The organism is Nocardia sp. CC201C (genome assembly GCF_030010695.1).
In the GTDB taxonomy this organism is placed as follows: domain Bacteria; phylum Actinomycetota; class Actinomycetes; order Mycobacteriales; family Mycobacteriaceae; genus Nocardia; species Nocardia otitidiscaviarum.
Genome location: NZ_JASCXP010000114.1, coordinates 1 through 18056 on the forward strand (window position 1 = coordinate 1; position 18056 = coordinate 18056).

Consider the following 18056-nt stretch of genomic DNA (forward strand, 5'->3'; position numbering starts at 1 on the left):
GGGACTTCCAGCGCCGCGAATAGATACAGCATCGACGAACTGGATCTCTCCGACTTCGCCGACACCCCGGTGACGGATGCCGATCGCCGCGCTCCGCTGCGGCCCGGCAATACCGCCTACGTCATCTTCACGTCCGGTTCGACCGGCCGCCCCAAGGGCGTCGCCGTCTCGCACGCCGCCATCGTCAACCGCCTGGTATGGATGCACGCCCAGTACGGGCTGGCCGCGTACGACGTGGTGTTGCAGAAGACCCCGTCCACCTTCGACGTGTCGGTGTGGGAGTTCTTCTGGCCGTTGCAGGTCGGCGCGCGTCTCGTGGTCGCCAAGCCGGACGGGCATCGGGATCCGGTCTATCTCGCGGAACTCATTGCCCGCGAAGGCGTCACGGTCACCCACTTCGTGCCGTCCATGCTCGCGGTGTTCGTGGCGGAACCCGCCGCGGCCCGCGCCACCAGCCTGAGCCAGGTGTTCGCCTCCGGTGAGGCGCTGCCCGGCCCGACCGCGCAGCAGCTTCGCGCCCTGACCGGTGCGCGCCTGCACAATCTGTACGGCCCCACCGAGGCCGCGGTCGACGTGACCTATCACGAGGTCACCGATGCCGACGTGCACACCGTGCCGATCGGCGCACCGGTGTTCAACACTCAGGTGTACGTGCTGGATTCGCGGTTGCGGCCGGTTCCGGTGGGTGTCGCGGGTGAGCTGTATCTGGCGGGCGATCAGCTCGCCACCGCGTATGTGGCGCGGCCCGATTTGACCTCGGATCGGTTCGTGGCGAATCCGTTCGGTGACGGCGCTCGTATGTACCGCACCGGTGACCTGGTCACCTGGACCGCCGACGGTGAGCTGGAGTACCTGGGCCGCACCGACTTCCAGGTGAAGCTGCGCGGTCTGCGCATCGAACTGGGCGAGATCGAGTCGGCGCTCACCGCCATGGCTGAAGTGGCGCAGGCGGTGGTCGTGGTGCGCCACGACGAGCGCACCGGCGACCAACTGGTGGCCTACCTGGTCGCGAACGGTGACATCGATCTGGAGACCGTGAAAGCCGAGCTGTCCCAACAGCTTCCGGCTTACATGGTGCCCGCCGCCTTTATAGTGCTGGACGCCTTCCCGCTCAATGCCTCGGGCAAGCTGGACCGCAAGGCGCTGCCTGCCCCCACCTTCGCCGCCAAGGTCTACCGCGCCCCGGCCACCCCGGTGCAGCAGACCGTGGCGGGCACCATCGCCGAGGTGCTCGGCGTGGAACGCGTCGGCTTGGACGACGACTTCTTCGAACTGGGCGGCAACTCGCTGATCGCCACCCAGGTGGCGGCCCGCCTGTCGGCCGCGCTCGACGCCGATATCCCGGTGCGGACCCTGTTCGAGGCGTCCACCGTGGCGGCGCTGGCCGCGCACCTGGAATCGCGCGTCGGCACCGGCGCGCGACTGCCGCTGACACCGCAGGAGCGGCCCGCCCCGGTGACCCTGGACACCGGTGAGTCGGCGCGGCTGGTGCCGCTGTCGCCCGCGCAGCAGCGCATGTGGTTCCTCAACCGCTTCGACAACCGCACCGCCGTCAACAACATCCCGGTGGCGCTGCGCCTCACCGGTGAGGTCGACGCCACCGCCCTCGCCGCCGCCATCGGCGACGTGCTGGTCCGCCACGAGGCCCTGCGCACCGTCTACCCCGAGGTGGAGGGCAACGGCTACCAGCGTGTCCTCTCCCCGGGCGAGGTCTCCTTCGATCTCGACGCCGAGGAGATCGAGGCGGACGATCTGATCGCCCGCGTCACCGCGGCGGCCGGCGTGCACTTCGATGTCACGCGCGAACTGCCGTTCCGGGCGACCCTGCTCACCCTCGGCCCGCGCGAACACGTGCTCGTGCTGGTGCTGCACCACATCAGCGGTGACGGCTTCTCGCTGCGCCCGCTGCTGCGCGACGTGGTCGCCGCCTACCTGGACCGCAGCCGCGGCGAGGCCCCGAACTGGGCTCCGCTGCCGGTGCAGTACGCCGACTACGCGCTGTGGCAGCGCACCGTGCTCGGATCCGAGGAGGACCCGGATTCGGCCGCGGCGCGACAGCTCGCCTACTGGACCGAACAGCTACGCGACCTGCCGGACCAGATCGAACTGCCCGCCGATCGGCCGCGCCCCGAGGTGGCCGGCAATGCCGGTGGGACGCACGACTTCTCGATCGACGCCGAGGTGCACCGGGCGCTGTCGGCCGTGGCCCGCGACCATGACGTGACCCTGTTCATGGTCGTGCACGCCGCCTTGGCCGCGTGGGCGTCGCGCCTGTCGCGCGCCACCGATATCGCCATCGGCACGCCGATCGCCGGACGCGGTGACCGCGCCCTGGACGATCTGGTCGGCATGTTCGTCAACACCCTGGTGCTGCGCACGCCGGTGCGCTCGGACGCGGCCTTCGCCGATCTGCTCGCCGAGGTGCGCCGCACCGACCTGGCCGCCTTCGCGCACGCCGACGTGCCGTTCGAACGTCTCGTCGATGTGCTCAGCCCGCAGCGTTCGCAGGCGCACCACCCGCTGTTCCAGGTGGCGCTGACCTTCGAGGCCGCCTCCGCCAAGGACGCGGGTTCGGTCTCGCTGCCGGGTCTGGACGTCGATGTCGTCGAATTCGACCCGGGCACGGCGAAATTCGATGTGCAGCTGACCGTGGGCGAGCGCGCCGACGGTTCGCTCGGCCTGTCCTGGAACTACGCCACCGAACTGTTCGACCCCGAAACCGTGGCCGCCTTCGCCGACCGCCTGGTGCGCATCCTGCGCGCGGTGGCCGAGGACCCGGCCGCCGTCATCGGCGATATCGACCTGCTCGGCGAGGCCGAACGCCACGATGTGGCCGAGCGCTGGGTCTCCGCGGGAACCGATGCCGCGGAACTCGCGACGCGCCCGGAGGCGGCAGCTCGCGTCACCACGGAGGGAGCCGCGAGTTCCGCCGTTGGCCGCGGCAGTGGACCGTTCGCCGATCCGACCGCCACGCTGTCGGGTCTGTTCGACGCCGCGGTGGCCGCCCATCCCACGCGGGTGGCGGTGCGTTTCGGCGACGACGAGCTGACCTACTCGGAACTGGACCGGCGCGCCAATGTGCTGGCCCGCCGCCTCATCGCGGAGGGGGCCGGACCGGAATCCCTGGTCGCGGTGATCCTGCCGCGCTCGCTGGATCTGGTGGTCGCGCTGCTCGCGGTGATCAAGACCGGCGCGGGCTACGTGCCGGTCGACCCGACCGCACCGGCCGATCGCATCGCGTTCCTGCTCCAGGATTCGGCTCCGACCAGCGTCGTGGTCGATTCCACCGTGCAGGTGGAACTGCCCGCCACGCTGCCGACCGTGGTGCTCGACGGGTACACCGTCGAGGCGGGCGATATCGAGGACGCCGACGACGCGCCGGTGACCGACGCCGAACGGCTCAGCCCGCTGCGGCCCGAGCATGTCGCCTACGTCATCTACACCTCCGGCTCCACCGGCCGCCCCAAGGGCGTGGCCGTGTCGCACGCCAACGTGGTGCGGTTGTTCGCCAATACCGATCGCGAATTCGGTTTCGGCGCAGCGGATGTGTGGACGCTGTTCCACTCCTACGCCTTCGACTTCTCGGTGTGGGAGCTGTGGGGACCGCTGCTCTACGGCGGCAAACTGGTCGTGGTCGACTACTACACCTCGCGCTCGCCCGAGCAGTTCCTGGAAATGCTGCGCCGCGAACGGGTCACGGTGCTCAACCAGACGCCGTCGGCCTTCTACCAGCTGGCCGAGGCCGATCGCATCGCGTCGGTGGCCAGCCGGGAATCCGGTACCGCCGTCGCGCCGCTGGCGCTGCGGTATGTGGTGTTCGGCGGTGAGGCCCTCGAGCTGCGCCGCCTCGGTGACTGGATCGCCCGCCACGGTGACAGCGCGCCGGTGCTGGTGAACATGTACGGCATCACCGAGACCACGGTGCACGTGTCGCACCGCGCGCTCGACGCCGCCACCATCGCGGCCGCCACCGGCAGCATTGTGGGTCGCGCCATCGCGGGCCTGCGGGTGTACGTGCTCGACGACCGCCTGCATCCGGTTCCGGTCGGTGTCGCGGGCGAAATGTACGTGGCCGGGCCGCAATTGGCACGCGGCTATCTGGGCCGCCCGGACCTGTCCGCTGCCCGGTTCGTGGCCAGCCCGTTCGGCGTGCCCGGTGAGCGGTTGTACCGCTCCGGCGACGTCGCCCGCTGGAACCGCTTCGGCGAACTCGAATACCTCGGGCGCGCCGACGATCAGGTCAAGGTGCGCGGCTTCCGCATCGAACTCGGTGAGATCGAGGCCGCCGTACTCGCGCAGCCCGGTATCGCGCAGGCCGCGGTCATCGTGCGCGAGGATCAGCCCGGCGATCAGCGCATCGTCGCCTACGTGGTGGGCGAGGAGGGCGCCGCGCCCGACCTCGACACCGTGCGTGCGGGTGCGGGCGAGCGGCTGCCGTCCTACATGGTGCCGTCGGCGCTGGTGGTGCTCGATCGAATCCCGTTGACCGTCAACGGCAAACTGGATCGCCGCGCGCTGCCCGCCCCGGCGGTGCAGGCCCGGGCCTTCCGCGCGCCGGAGACCCCGGTGCAGGAGACCGTCGCCGCCGTCTTCGCCGATGTCCTCGAGCTGCCGCGTGTCGGCCTGGACGACGACTTCTTCGATCTGGGCGGCAACTCGCTCATCGCCACCCGCGTGGTCTCGCGCATCGGGTCCGCTCTCGACACCTCCGTCGCGGTGCGCACCCTGTTCGAGGCGTCCACCGTGGAGGCCCTGGCGGCCCGCATCGAATCGCATGCCGACGGCGTCTCGCGCGCCAAGCTGGTCGCCCGCCAGCGCGGTGCGACCGAACTGGTGCCGCTGTCGTTCGCGCAGCAGCGCATGTGGTTCCTCAACCAGTACGACACCGGTTCGGCGGCCTACAACCTGCCGCTGGCCATCCGCCTGACGGGTGAACTCGACACCGCCGCACTGGAACTCGCCGTCGCGGATGTGGTGCGACGCCACGAGTCGCTGCGCACCCGCTACCCCGAGCACGGCGGCACCCCCATGCAGGTGGTGGTCCCCGCCGACGAGGTCCGTCTGGACCTGCACCCGGTCGAGGTCGCCGCCGACGAGCTGACCGCCCGCGTCACCGAGTTCGCCACCGCCGGATTCAATGTGGCCGAACAGGTTCCGCTGCGTGCCCGGCTGTACCGGGTGGTTGCGGAGCCGCAGGTCGACGACGCGGCCGCGCTCCCGCCGACCGACGGTGACGGGCCGGGGAACTCCGAGACCGCTGAACTGACCGCCGCATCGGGCCGTAGCGATGCGGGGACAGCGGACGCGCGCGAGCATGTGCTGGTCGTGGTGGTGCACCACATCGCCGGTGACGGCTTCTCCATGGGGCCGCTGACCCGCGACGTGATGACCGCCTACACCGCGCGCACCCAGGGCGCGGTGCCCGGCTGGTCCCCGCTGCCGGTGCAGTACGCGGACTTCGCCATCTGGCAGCGCGAGGTGCTCGGCTCCGAGGAGGACGCCGGATCGCTGCTCGCCCGCCAGGTCGGCTACTGGCAGCGCACCCTGGACGGCATTCCGGACGAGCTGACCCTGCCCGCGGATCGCCCGCGCCCGGCCGTCGCCTCCCATCGCGGCGCGACGCTGCACCGGACGCTGTCACCGGAACTCGTCGCGGCACTGGAAGATGTTGCCCGCCAGCGGGGTTCGTCACTGTTTATGGTGATGCACAGTGCCTTGAGCGTGCTGCTGTCACGTCTGTCCGGTACCGACGACATCGCCATCGGCACCCCGGTCGCGGGTCGTGGTGAGCAGGCGCTCGACGATCTGGTCGGCATGTTCGTCAACACCCTGGTGCTGCGTACCGCCATCGATCCGGCCGAGCACTTCACCGATCTGCTGGAGCGGGTGCGCCGCACCGACCTGGACGCCTTCGGCAATGCCGACGTGCCGTTCGAACGGCTGGTGGAACTGCTCGCCCCCGAGCGGTCGCAGGCGCGCAACCCGCTGTTCCAGGTAGTGCTGGCCTTCCAGAACCTGGATCGCACCAGCCTGGAGCTGCCCGGCCTGACCGTCTCCGCGCTGGATCTCGAGGAGAACGTCGCCCGCTTCGACCTCCAGTTCACCCTGTCCGAGCACGGAACCGACGGCATGGCGCTGGCCCTGACCTACGCCACCGACCTGTTCGACGCCGACACCGCCGCCGCCTTCGCGCAGCGCTGGGAGCGGGTGCTGACCGCCATCGCCGGTGATCCCGAGATCACCGTGGGCGGCATCGACATCCTCGACGCCACCGAACGCGCCGACCTGATCGCCCGCACCGGTGCGCCCGCCGAGCCCGCGCGCACCCTGCCGGAGCTCATGGCCGACGCCGTCGCGCGCAATCCGCAGGGCATCGCGGTCGTTTACCCCGGCCGCGTCGGTGAGGACCGCGTCGAGCTCACCTACGCCGAACTCGACGCGCGGTCGAATCGCCTGGCGCGCCTGCTCATCGAGCGCGGCATCGGCACCGAGGATCTGGTCGCCGTGGCCGTGCCGCGTTCGGCCGACTCCTATCTGGCCGAATGGGCGGTGTCCAAGACCGGGGCCGCCTTCGTGCCGGTGGACCCGACCTACCCGGCCGACCGCATCGCCCACATGGTCACCGACTCGGGTTCCCCGGTCGGTCTGACCGTGGCTTCGGTGCGCGACGGACTGCCGGAATCGGCGCGGTGGCTGGTGCTCGACGAGCTCGAGCTGGACGGCTACGACGGCGCGCCGGTCACCGCGGCCGAGCGGGCGCGCCCGCTGCGGCCGGAGCATCCGGCGTATGTCATCTACACCTCCGGCTCCACCGGCCTGCCCAAGGGCGTCGTGGTCACCCACGCCGGTATGGCCAACTTCAGTGCCGAGCAGATCGAGCGCTACCACCTCGACACCGATTCGCGGGCACTGCATTTCGCGTCGCCGTCCTTCGACGCGTCCATGCTGGAGTTCCTGCTCGCGGTCGGTCCGGCGGGCACCCTCGTGGTGGTGCCGCCGGGTGTCTACGGCGGTGAGGAGCTCTCCGCGCTGATCCGCGCCGAGGGTGCGACGCACGCCTTCATCACCCCGGCGGCCATCGCCACCTTCGATCCCACCGGGCTCGACAGCCTGCGCATGCTGTGCGCCGGTGGTGAGGCGGTACCGCCGGAACTGGTGGCCAAGTGGGCGATTCCGTTGGCGGACGGCAGTATTCGTGCCTTCCACAATGGTTACGGTCCCACCGAGACCACCATCATGACCAATATCAGCGGCCCCATGACGCCGGGGGAGACCGTCACCATCGGCGGCCCCATCCGGGGTATGCAGTCGCTGATCCTCGACGACCGGTTGCGGCCGGTGCCCGAGGGTGTCGCGGGTGAGCTGTATCTGTCGGGCATTCAGCTGGCGCGCGGCTACCACGCGCGGCCGGGCCTGACCGCGGATCGCTTCGTCGCGAATCCGTATGTGCCGGGCGCGCGGATGTACCGCACCGGTGACGTGGTGCGCTGGAGTCGCGGTGAGGTCGAGTATGTGGGCCGCTCCGACTTCCAGGTGAAGGTGCGCGGTTTCCGCATCGAACTCGGTGAGATCGACGCCGCGCTGGCCTCGCACGACACCGTGGACTTCGCCGTCACCATCGGCCACCGCAATGCCGCCGGTGCGGTGTCGCTGGTGTCGTACGTGGTCGCGGCGCAGGGGCATGTCATCGACGTGCCGACCCTCACCGCGCATGTGGAGCAGCGCCTGCCCGCCTACATGGTGCCGTCGTCGATCATGACCATCGACCGGGTGCCGCTGACCCCGGTCGGCAAGCTGGACCGCAAGGCGCTGCCGGAGCCGGTGTTCACCACCGAGGCCGCCTTCCGCGCGCCGCGTAATCCGGTGGAACACACCATCGCCGAGGTCTTCGCCGAGGTGCTGGGCCTGGATCGGGTCGGTATCGACGACTCGTTCTTCGCCCTGGGCGGTGACTCCATCGTCTCCATTCAGCTGGTGTCGCGGGCCAAGGCGCGCGGTGTGGTGTTCAGTCCGCGCGACGTGTTCGAACAGCGCACCGTGGCCGGACTGGCCGCGGTGGCCGAAACCGCCGCGGCGCTGGGTGATACCGCGCCGAAGCTGGAGGAGCTGCCCGGCGGCGGAGTGGGCGAGCTGCCGCTCACCCCGGTCGTGCGGTTCATGGCGGAGCGGCGCGGCTCGTTCGGCCGCTTCAACCAGACCATGGCCCTGGAACTGCCGGTCGGCATCGACCGCGCCGGTATCGCGGCCACCGTCGCGGCCGTCATCGACCGCCACGACATGTTGCGGGCGCGTCTGTACCGCAACGACTCCGGTGAATGGACGGTGGAGACCGCCGCGCCGGGCACCGTGGATGTGGACGCGCTCATCGACCACACCGTGTTCGACGCCGCGCTCGATGACGCCGCGCTGTTCGACACCGCGTCGGCCGCCCTGGACGCCACCCTGGACCGGCTCGATCCGGCCGCGGGCGTGGTGATCCGGTTCGTATGGCTGGAACCGTCCCCGGCGTCCGAGGGTGAGCCGACCCGTGCCGGTCGCCTGATCGTCGCGGCCCACCACCTGGTGGTCGACGGCGTCACCTGGCGCATCCTGGTGCCCGACTTCGTCACCGCCTGGGGACAGCTGTCCTCCGGTCAGACGCCGGAACTCGCCGCACCCGCCACCAGCATGCGCACCTGGGCGCACGCGCTGGAGCGGGAGGCCCGCAGCGAGGAGCGGATCGCCGAGCTGGAGTACTGGCGCGGCGTGGTCGACGGCCCCGATCCGCTGCTCACCGCGCGGCCCATGGATCCGGCCGTGGACGTCACCGAGGTTGTGCGCAAGCACCACGTCGAGGTGTCCGGCGAGGTCACCCGGTCGCTGCTCACCACGGTGCCCGCGCTGTTCCACGGCGGTGTCAACGACGGTCTGCTGACCGCGCTGGCGCTGGCCGTCGCCAAGTGGCGCGCGGACCGGGGGATCACGCCCGTCGGTACCGCGGGGGAGAGTGCGGGGGAGAAGTCTGCCCTCGCCCACCCGTCGCCCGACCACCACCCCGCTCCGAGTCGCTCCACGACGCTCATCCGTCTGGAGGGCCACGGCCGTGAGGAAGAGGTCGTGCCGGGTGCCGACCTGTCCCGCACCGCGGGCTGGTTCACCGCCATCTTCCCGGTGCGCTTCGACCTGTCCGAGATCGATGTCGATGCCGCCCTCGCCGGTGGCCCGGCCATGGGCCGCGCCATCAAGGCCGTCAAGGAGCAGCTGCTCGCGGTGCCCGACAAGGGCCTCGGCTACGGCCTGCTGCGCTATCTGAACCCGGCCACCGCCGGACAGCTGCCCGCCGAACTGCCGGGCCAGGTCAGCTTCAACTACCTGGGCCGGGTCAACGAGGGCGATGTGCCCGAGGCGCTGCGCGGCTTCGGCTGGATTCCGGCCCCGGAACTGGGCGATCTCGGTGGCGCGTACGACGCCGACATGCCCGCCATGGCGCCGATCGACATCAACGCCATCGTGGTGGGCGACAAGCTCACCGCTAATATCGGCTACCCGAGCACCCTGCTCGACGCCGACGAGGTCGCCGCTTTCGGTCAGCTGTGGACCTCCGCACTGGAAGCCGTTGCCCGGCATGCGGATTCGGCCGACGCGGGCGGGCACACGCCGTCCGACTTCGGTCTGGTGCGGGTCACCCAGCGCGATATCGACGGGTGGGAGCGCCGCTTCCCCGGCCTCGATCAGGTGTGGCCGCTGTCGGCCCTGCAGGCCGGTCTGCTCTTCCACGCGCAGTTGGCCGCCACCTCGGTGGACGTCTACACGGCGCAGGCGGTGCTGACCCTCACCGGCCGCGTGGACGCCGACCGCCTGCGTGCCGCCGCCCAGGCGCTGATCGACCGGCACGAGATCCTGCGCACCGCCTACCTGAACGACGCGGCGGGCAACCCGGTGCAGCTGGTGCTCGACAGCGTGCGGGTGGCGTGGACCGACCACGACCTGAGCGCGAGCCATACCGACGCCGACGCACGGTCGGCCGCCGCCGATGAGATCATCGCCGCCGATCGGATGCGGCGCTTCGACCTGACGCAGCCGCCGCTCATTCGCTTCACACTGGTGCGCACCGGTGCCGACAGCTGGCGGCTGGCCGTGGCCAACCACCACATCCTGCTCGACGGCTGGTCCATGCCGCTGCTCATGCAGGACCTGCTGGTGCTGTACGCGACCCGCGCCGACAGCAGCGCGCTGCCGCCGGTCCGCTCCTACCGCAACTTCCTGGAATGGGTTGCGCGGCAGGATCGTCCGGCCTCGCTCGCGGCCTGGCAGCGGGCGCTGCGCGGAGTCTCCGAGCCCACCCTGCTCACCCGGCCGGATGCGAGCCGGGAGATCACGGCGCTGTCCGGCGAGTACTTCTTCGACCTGGACGAGGCCGCCACCGCACGCCTGACCAACCTGGCCGCACAGCTCGGTGTCACGCCGAACACCGTGCTGCAGACCGCGTGGGGCATGCTGCTCGGCCGTCTCACCGGCCGCGACGACGTGCTGTTCGGTACCACCGTGTCGGGCCGCCCGGCGCAGCTGGCCGGGGTGGAATCCATGGTCGGCCTGTTCATCAACACCGTTCCGGTGCGCATCTCCTTCGATCCGGCCGAGACGGTGCGCGCGCTGCTCACCCGCACCCAGGGCGAGCAGGCGGACCTGCTGGACCACCACTACATCGGTCTGGCCGACATCCAGTCGGCGGCGGGGGTCGGCGGACTGTTCGACACCCTCGTGGTGTTCGAGTCCTACCCGGTCGACGCCGACGGGCTGCGCGCGCAGGCCGCCGATATCGACGGTATGGCCGTCACCGGTTTGGACGCCGCCGACGCCACCCACTACCCGCTGACGCTCATCGCGCAGCTCGACAGCCGCCTGCGGATTCGCGCGGGCTACCTGCGGGATCTGTTCGACGAGAACACCGTTCGCCGTATCGCCGACCGCCTGGTGCGGGTGCTGCACGCCATCACCGCCGAACCCGGTGCGGCCGTGGGTGATATCGAACTGCTCGACGCCGCCGAACGCTCGCTGGTGGTGGAGCAGTGGAACGACACCACCGTCGACCTGGACTTCGACCTGTCCATCCTGGTGTCGAATCCGGGTGGGGCCGATGTGGCCGCCATCAACGGCGATATCGTGCGCACCGCCGACGGCGACGCGGCCGCGACCCTGATCGCGCTCTTCGCGGCGCAGGCCGCCCGCACCCCGGACGCCGTCGCCGTCTCCTTCGAAGGGACAGCGGTTACCTACGCCGAATTCGGCGAGCGGGTGTACCGTCTGGCCCGCTGGCTCGTCGAGCGCGGCGTCGGCGCGGAAACCTGTGTGGCCCTGGGTATGCGCCGCTCCATCGACCTGGTGGTCGGCATGTACGCCGTGGTCGCCGCCGGTGGCGCGTACGTGCCGCTGGACCCCGACCACCCGGCCGAGCGCATCGAGTACATCCTCGACACCGCCGACCCGGTCACCGTGCTGACCTCGGGCGAGGATCTCGACATCGACACCGCGCAGGTGCGGATCGACCTGCTCGACCTGAGCGGCTACTCGGCCGCGCCGCTGCGCGACGCCGACCGGCTGGTGCCGCTGCGGCCGGACAACACCGCGTACGTGATCTTCACCTCCGGCTCCACCGGTCGCCCCAAGGGCGTGGCCGTGCCGCACGGCGCGATCGTCAACCGTCTGGTGTGGATGCAGGACGCCTACAACCTCACCGGTAAAGACGTGGTGCTGCAGAAGACCCCGTCCACCTTCGACGTGTCGGTGTGGGAGTTCTTCTGGCCGTTGCAGATCGGTGCGCATCTGGTGGTCGCCAAGCCGGACGGCCACCGCGATCCCGCCTACCTCGCCGAGCTCATCGCCCGCGAGGGTGTCACGGTCACCCACTTCGTGCCGTCCATGCTCGCGGTGTTCGTCGCCGAGGCGGCGGCCGCGCAGGCCACCAGCCTGCGGATGGTGTTCGCCTCCGGTGAGGCGCTCTCGCCCAAGCCCGCGCACCGCCTGCGCGAGCTGACCGGCGCGGAACTGCACAACCTGTACGGCCCCACCGAGGCCGCGGTCGACGTCACCTACCACCAGGTCACCGCCGCCGACATCGAGACGGTCGCCATCGGCCGCCCGGTGTTCAACACCCAGGTGTTCGTGCTGGATTCGCGGTTGCGGCCGGTTCCGGTGGGTGTCGCGGGTGAGTTGTATCTGGCGGGTGATCAGCTGGCCACCGCGTACGTGGCGCGGCCGGATCTGACGTCGGATCGGTTCGTGGCCAATCCGTTCGGTGACGGCGCCCGCATGTACCGCACCGGCGACCTCGTGGTGTGGACCGCCGACGGCGAGCTGGAGTACCTCGGCCGCACCGACTTCCAGGTGAAGCTGCGCGGTCTGCGCATCGAACTGGGCGAGATCGAAACCGCGCTCACCGCACTGGATTCGGTGGCGCAGTCGGTGGTCGTGGTGCGCCACGACCAGCACACCGGCGATCAGCTGGTCGGCTATGTCATCGCCGCACCGGGCCGGACCGTGGACGCCGACGCGGTGCGCGCCGAACTGGGCGATCAGCTGCCGTCCTACATGGTGCCGTCGGTGCTCATGGTGCTCGACGAGTTCCCGCTCAACGCCTCCGGCAAGCTGGACCGCAAGGCGCTGCCCGCGCCGGTGTTCGAGGCCGCGGTCTTCCGCGCCCCGACCACCCCGGTGGAGCAGATCGTCGCCGGTGTCTTCGCCGAGGTGCTCGGCCTGGAGCGGGTCGGCCTGGACGACGACTTCTTCGCCCTGGGCGGCAACTCGCTGTCCGCCACCCAGGTGGCGGCCCGGCTGTCCGCCGCCCTGGACACCCAGATCGGCGTGCGCGAGATCTTCGAGGCATCGGTCGTGCACACCCTGGCCGATCGCGCCGAGAGCCGGACCGGCACCGGCGCGCGCCAGGCGCTGACCCCGCAACCGCGGCCCGAGCTGGTGCCGCTGTCGCTGGCCCAGCAGCGCATGTGGTTCCTCAACCGGTTCGATCCCGAATCGGCCGTGGACAATATTCCGGCCGCCGTGCGGCTGTCGGGTCTGCTGGACCGGCAGGCCCTGCAGATCGCGGTCGCGGACGTGCTGGCGCGCCACGAATCCCTGCGCACCCGCTACCCCGAGATCGACGGCACCGCGCATCAGGAGATCGTGCCCACCGCCCAGGTCATCCCCGACCTGACCCCGGTGGACGTCACCGAAGCCGAACTGCCGCAGGCGCTCTCGGATCTGGTGCTGCGCGGCTTCGACGTCACCGCCGAGGTGCCGTTCCGGGCCCGCCTGTTCGAGATCACCCCGACCGAACATGTGCTCGCCCTGGTGGTGCACCACATCTCCGGAGACGGCGCGTCCATGCTGCCGCTCACCCGGGATGTCATGACCGCCTACAGCGCGCGCGTCGAGGGCGGCGAGCCGGCCTGGCAGCCGCTCGAGGTCCAGTACGCCGACTTCGCGCTGTGGCAGCGCGAGGTGCTCGGCCGCGAGGACGATCCCGAATCGGTGATCTCCCAGCAGATCTCGTACTGGGGCGACACCCTGCGCGGTCTGCCCGAACAGCTGGACCTGCCCGCCGACCGGCCGCGCCCCGCCGTGGCCAGCGGGCGCGGCGCGACGCACACCTTCCGGATCGACGCCGACACCCATGCCGGTCTGGTGGAACTGGCCCGCGCCAACGGCGCGACGCTGTTCATGGTCGCGCACGCGGCGCTGGCGGCGCTGCTGTCGCGACTGTCCGGCGAGGCGGATATCGCCATCGGCACGCCGGTCGCGGGCCGTGGCGAACGCGCCCTGGACGATCTGATCGGCATGTTCGTCAACACCCTGGTGCTGCGGACCCCGATCGACGGCGGCAGCTCCTTCACCGAACTGCTGGCGTCGGTGCGTGCCACCGATATCGCGGCCTTCGGCCATGCCGACCTGCCGTTCGAGCGCCTGGTGGAGATCCTCAACCCGGCGCGCTCGCAGGCCCGGCACCCGCTGTTCCAGGTCATGCTGTCGTTCCAGAACACCGGCCCGGCCGAACTGGAGCTGCCCGGCCTCACCGCCAGCGGCGTCGAGATGCCCATCGACACCGCCAAGTTCGACCTCCAACTGGTGCTGGAGGAGATGAACGCGGCCGCACCGGTGTCGGGCAACGGCGCCGCGCCGTCCGGTGCCGCCGCCGCGCCGTCGGGCATCGCCGCCGAACTCATCTACGCCACCGATCTGTTCGACGCCGACACCATGGTCGAATTCGGCCAGCGGTTCGAGGCGCTGCTGAAAGCCGTTGCCACCGAACCGAAGCGGCCGATCGGCGATATCGACCTGCTCGCCGACGACCAGCGGCGGCTGGTGCTCGACACCTGGAACGACACCGCCGTCGACATCGTCGACGGGGTGCCGGACGGGGCCGCCGAGACACTGGTGTCGCTGTTCCAGGCACAGGCCGCGACCAGCGCGAACGCGCCCGCGCTCACCTTCGAGGGGACAGGTCTGTCCGCTTCGGGGACAGGACCGTCCGCGCACCGAAGCACCCTCACCTACGGTGAGTTCGGCGAACGGGTCCACCGCCTCGCCCGGCATCTGATCGCCCAGGGTGTCGGTCCGGAATCGCTGGTGGCCCTGGCCATTCGCCGCTCCGCCGACCTCGTGGTCGCCATGTACGCCGTACTGGAGGCCGGTGGCGCGTACGTGCCGCTGGATCTCGACCAGCCCGCCGAGCGCCTGGACTACGTGCTCGAGGTGGCGCGCCCCGCCCTGGTGCTGACCACCGCCCGGGACGCCTACCGGACCGCCCACGACGCGGTGGAGATCGACACCCTCGACCTCACCGGCCACGCCGCCACTCCGGTGACGGACGCCGAACGGGCACGGCCGCTGCGTCCCGCCAATACCGCGTACGTGATCTTCACCTCCGGTTCCACCGGCCGCCCCAAGGGCGTCGCGGTGCCGCATGCGGCGGCGGTGAACCAGATCCGCTGGATCACCACCGAATACGGGCTCGCCGCCGACGACGTGGTGCTGTTCAAAACCCCCGCCACCTTCGACGTGTCGGTGTGGGAGTTGTTCGGCCCCTTGGCCACCGGCGGCCGCATGGTGGTCGCCGCACCCGACGGGCACCGCGATCCGCAGTATCTCGCCGACATCATCGCGGCCGAGCGGGTCACCATGACCTCGTTCGTGCCGTCCATGCTGACCGTCTTCGCGGGCAGCGCGGACCCGGCGGCGCTCACCTCACTGCGCACCCTGCTGGTGGCCGGTGAGGCGTTCACCGCCGATGCGGTGCAGGCGTACCGCCGGATCAATGCCGCCGAGCTGCACAACCTGTACGGCCCCACCGAGTTCACCGTCCACGCCACCTACGCGGCGGCCGACGACGACGTGCAGGGTGCGGTGCCGATCGGCGCGCCGGTGTGGAATGCCCGTGCCTACGTGCTGGATTCGCGGCTGCACCCGGTCGCCCCGGGTGTCGCCGGTGAGCTGTACCTGGCGGGCGCGCAGGTGGCGCGCGGCTATGTCGGCCGGGCCGACCTGACCGCGGATCGCTTCGTGGCCGACCCCTTCCACCCCGGCGAGCGGATGTACCGCACCGGCGACCTGGTGAAGTGGACGACCGCGAGCGGTGCGCCGGACGGCGCCGGTCAGCTGGTCTACCTGGGCCGCACCGACTTCCAGGTGAAGCTGCGCGGTCTGCGTATCGAGCTCGGCGAGATCGAATCCGCGCTCACCGCGCACGAGTCGGTGGCGCAGGCCGTGGTGGTCATGCGCTCCGACGCCCGCACCGGCGACCGCCTCGTGGGCTACGTGGTGCCGAGCGCCGGTGCGATCGACGCCGACGTCCTGCGCGCGCACCTGTCGGCGCATCTGCCGTCCTACATGGTTCCGGCCGCCCTGGTGGCGCTCGACGCCATGCCGCTCAATGCCAACGGCAAGCTCGACCGCAAGGCTCTGCCCGAGCCGGAGTTCGAGGCGCGCGAGTTCCGCGCCCCCGCCACTCCGATCGAGGAGACTGTCGCCGGCGTCTTCGCCGAGGTGCTGGGCACCGATCAGGCCATCGGCGTCGACGACGACTTCTTCGAACTCGGCGGCAACTCGCTCATCGCCACCCAGGTCGTCGCCCGCCTCGGCGCGGCCCTGGACACCCGCGTGCCGGTGCGCCTGCTGTTCGAGGCCCCCACCGTGGCGGCCCTGGCGGTGCGCCTGGAGACCGAGACCGGCAGCGGCGGACGCCGCGCCCTGGTGGCGGGGGAGCGGCCCGAGGAGATTCCGCTGTCGCTGGCGCAGCAGCGCATGTGGTTCCTCAACCGCTTCGACGCCCAGTCGGCGGTCAACAACATTCCGATGGCCGTGCGGCTGTCCGGCGATCTCGATGTGGACGCGCTGCGCCGCGCCGTCGGGGATGTGGTGGACCGGCACGAGGTGCTGCGCACCTACTACCCGACCGACGATCGCGGTCGCGGCGTACAGGTCGTCCTGCCCGCCGGCTACCGCATTCCGGACCTGGGACCGGTCGCGGTCGGCGAAGCCGACATCACCGCCGCCATCAGCGAACTGGTGCTCACCGGTTTCGATGTCACCGCCGAAGTCCCGGTGCGCGCCAAGCTGTTCCGCGTCAGCGACGCCGAACAGCCCACGCACGTGCTGGTTTTCGTGGTGCACCACATCTCCGGTGACGGCTGGTCGGTGCGCCCGCTGGCACGCGATGTCATGGTCGCCTACGCGGCGCGCGCCAACGGCGACGCCCCCGGCTGGGCTCCGCTGCCGGTGCAGTACGCCGATTTCGCGCTGTGGCAGCGCGATGTGCTCGGTTCCGAGGACGACGCGGACTCGCTGATCTCGCAGCAGGTGTCGTACTGGTCCGATGCGCTGGCCGGGCTGCCGGACCAGCTGGACCTGCCGTCGGACCGCCCGCGCCCCGCCGTGGCCTCCAACCAGGGTGGCGTGCACGAGTTCACCATCGACGCCGCCCTGCTCGACGGCCTGAACCGCCTGGCCCGCGAACACGGCGCCAGCCTCTTCATGGTTGTGCACGCGGCCTTCGCGGCCCTGCTGTCGCGCCTGTCCGGCTCCGACGACGTGGCCATCGGCACCGCCGTCGCGGGCCGTGGCGAAGCGGTGCTGGACGACGCCATCGGCATGTTCGTCAACACCCTGGTGCTGCGCACCGGCGTGGACACCGGCGAGAAGTTCACCGAGTTGCTCGCCCGTACCAAGGACGCCGACCTGGCCGCCTTCGGCCATGCGGACCTGCCGTTCGAGCGGCTGGTGGAAATCCTGAATCCGCCGCGCTCGCAGGCCCGCCACCCGCTGTTCCAGGTCATGCTGTCGTTCCAGAACACCGGCGAGGCCAGCTTCACCCTGCCGGGCCTGGAGGTCGCGGGCGTTCCGCTGGACGTGGTCACCTCCAAGTTCGACCTGCACCTCAACCTCACCGAACGCCTCGGCGATGATGGTGCGGTCGAGGGCATGTACGCCGAATTCGCCTACGCCACCGATATGTTCGAGGCCGACACGGTCGCGGGCTTCGCTGAGCGGCTGGTGCGGATGCTGAGCGCGGTGGTGGCCGAGCCGACCTCCTTCGTCGGCGATATCGACCTGCTCGACGAGTCCGAACGCGCCCTGGTGCTGCACGACTGGAACGCCACCGGCGTAGCGGTCGACCGCACCGCGACCCTGGTGTCGATGTTCGAGGCGCAGGCCCTGACCAGCCCCGATGCCACCGCCCTGGTATTCGAGGGGACAAGTGTTTCCTATGGCGAGTTCACCGCCCGGGTGAACCGCCTGGCCCGCCACCTCATCGCCCAGGGCGTGGGCCCGGAATCCTATGTGGCCCTGGGCATTCGCCGCTCCCTGGACCTGGTGGTCGGCATGTATGCGGTCACCTTGGCCGGTGGCGCGTACGTCCCGTTGGACCCGGACCACCCCGCCGAGCGCACCGAGTACATCCTCGACACCGCCCAGCCGGTGTGCGTCCTCACCACCTCCGACACCGACCTGCACACCACCTCCGACGGTGACCCCGTCGCCACGGACGGCGACGCTCCGTTGGTTCGCGGCGCGTCCCGGTTCTG

Annotated in this window: 1 protein-coding gene; it reads left to right on the forward strand. The window is 70.7% G+C overall.

All coding sequences use genetic code 11. The features are described from left to right. A partial coding sequence (locus tag QK444_RS14490; protein WP_282780605.1) for a non-ribosomal peptide synthase/polyketide synthase occupies positions 1-18056 on the forward strand: 18056 nt, incomplete at both ends.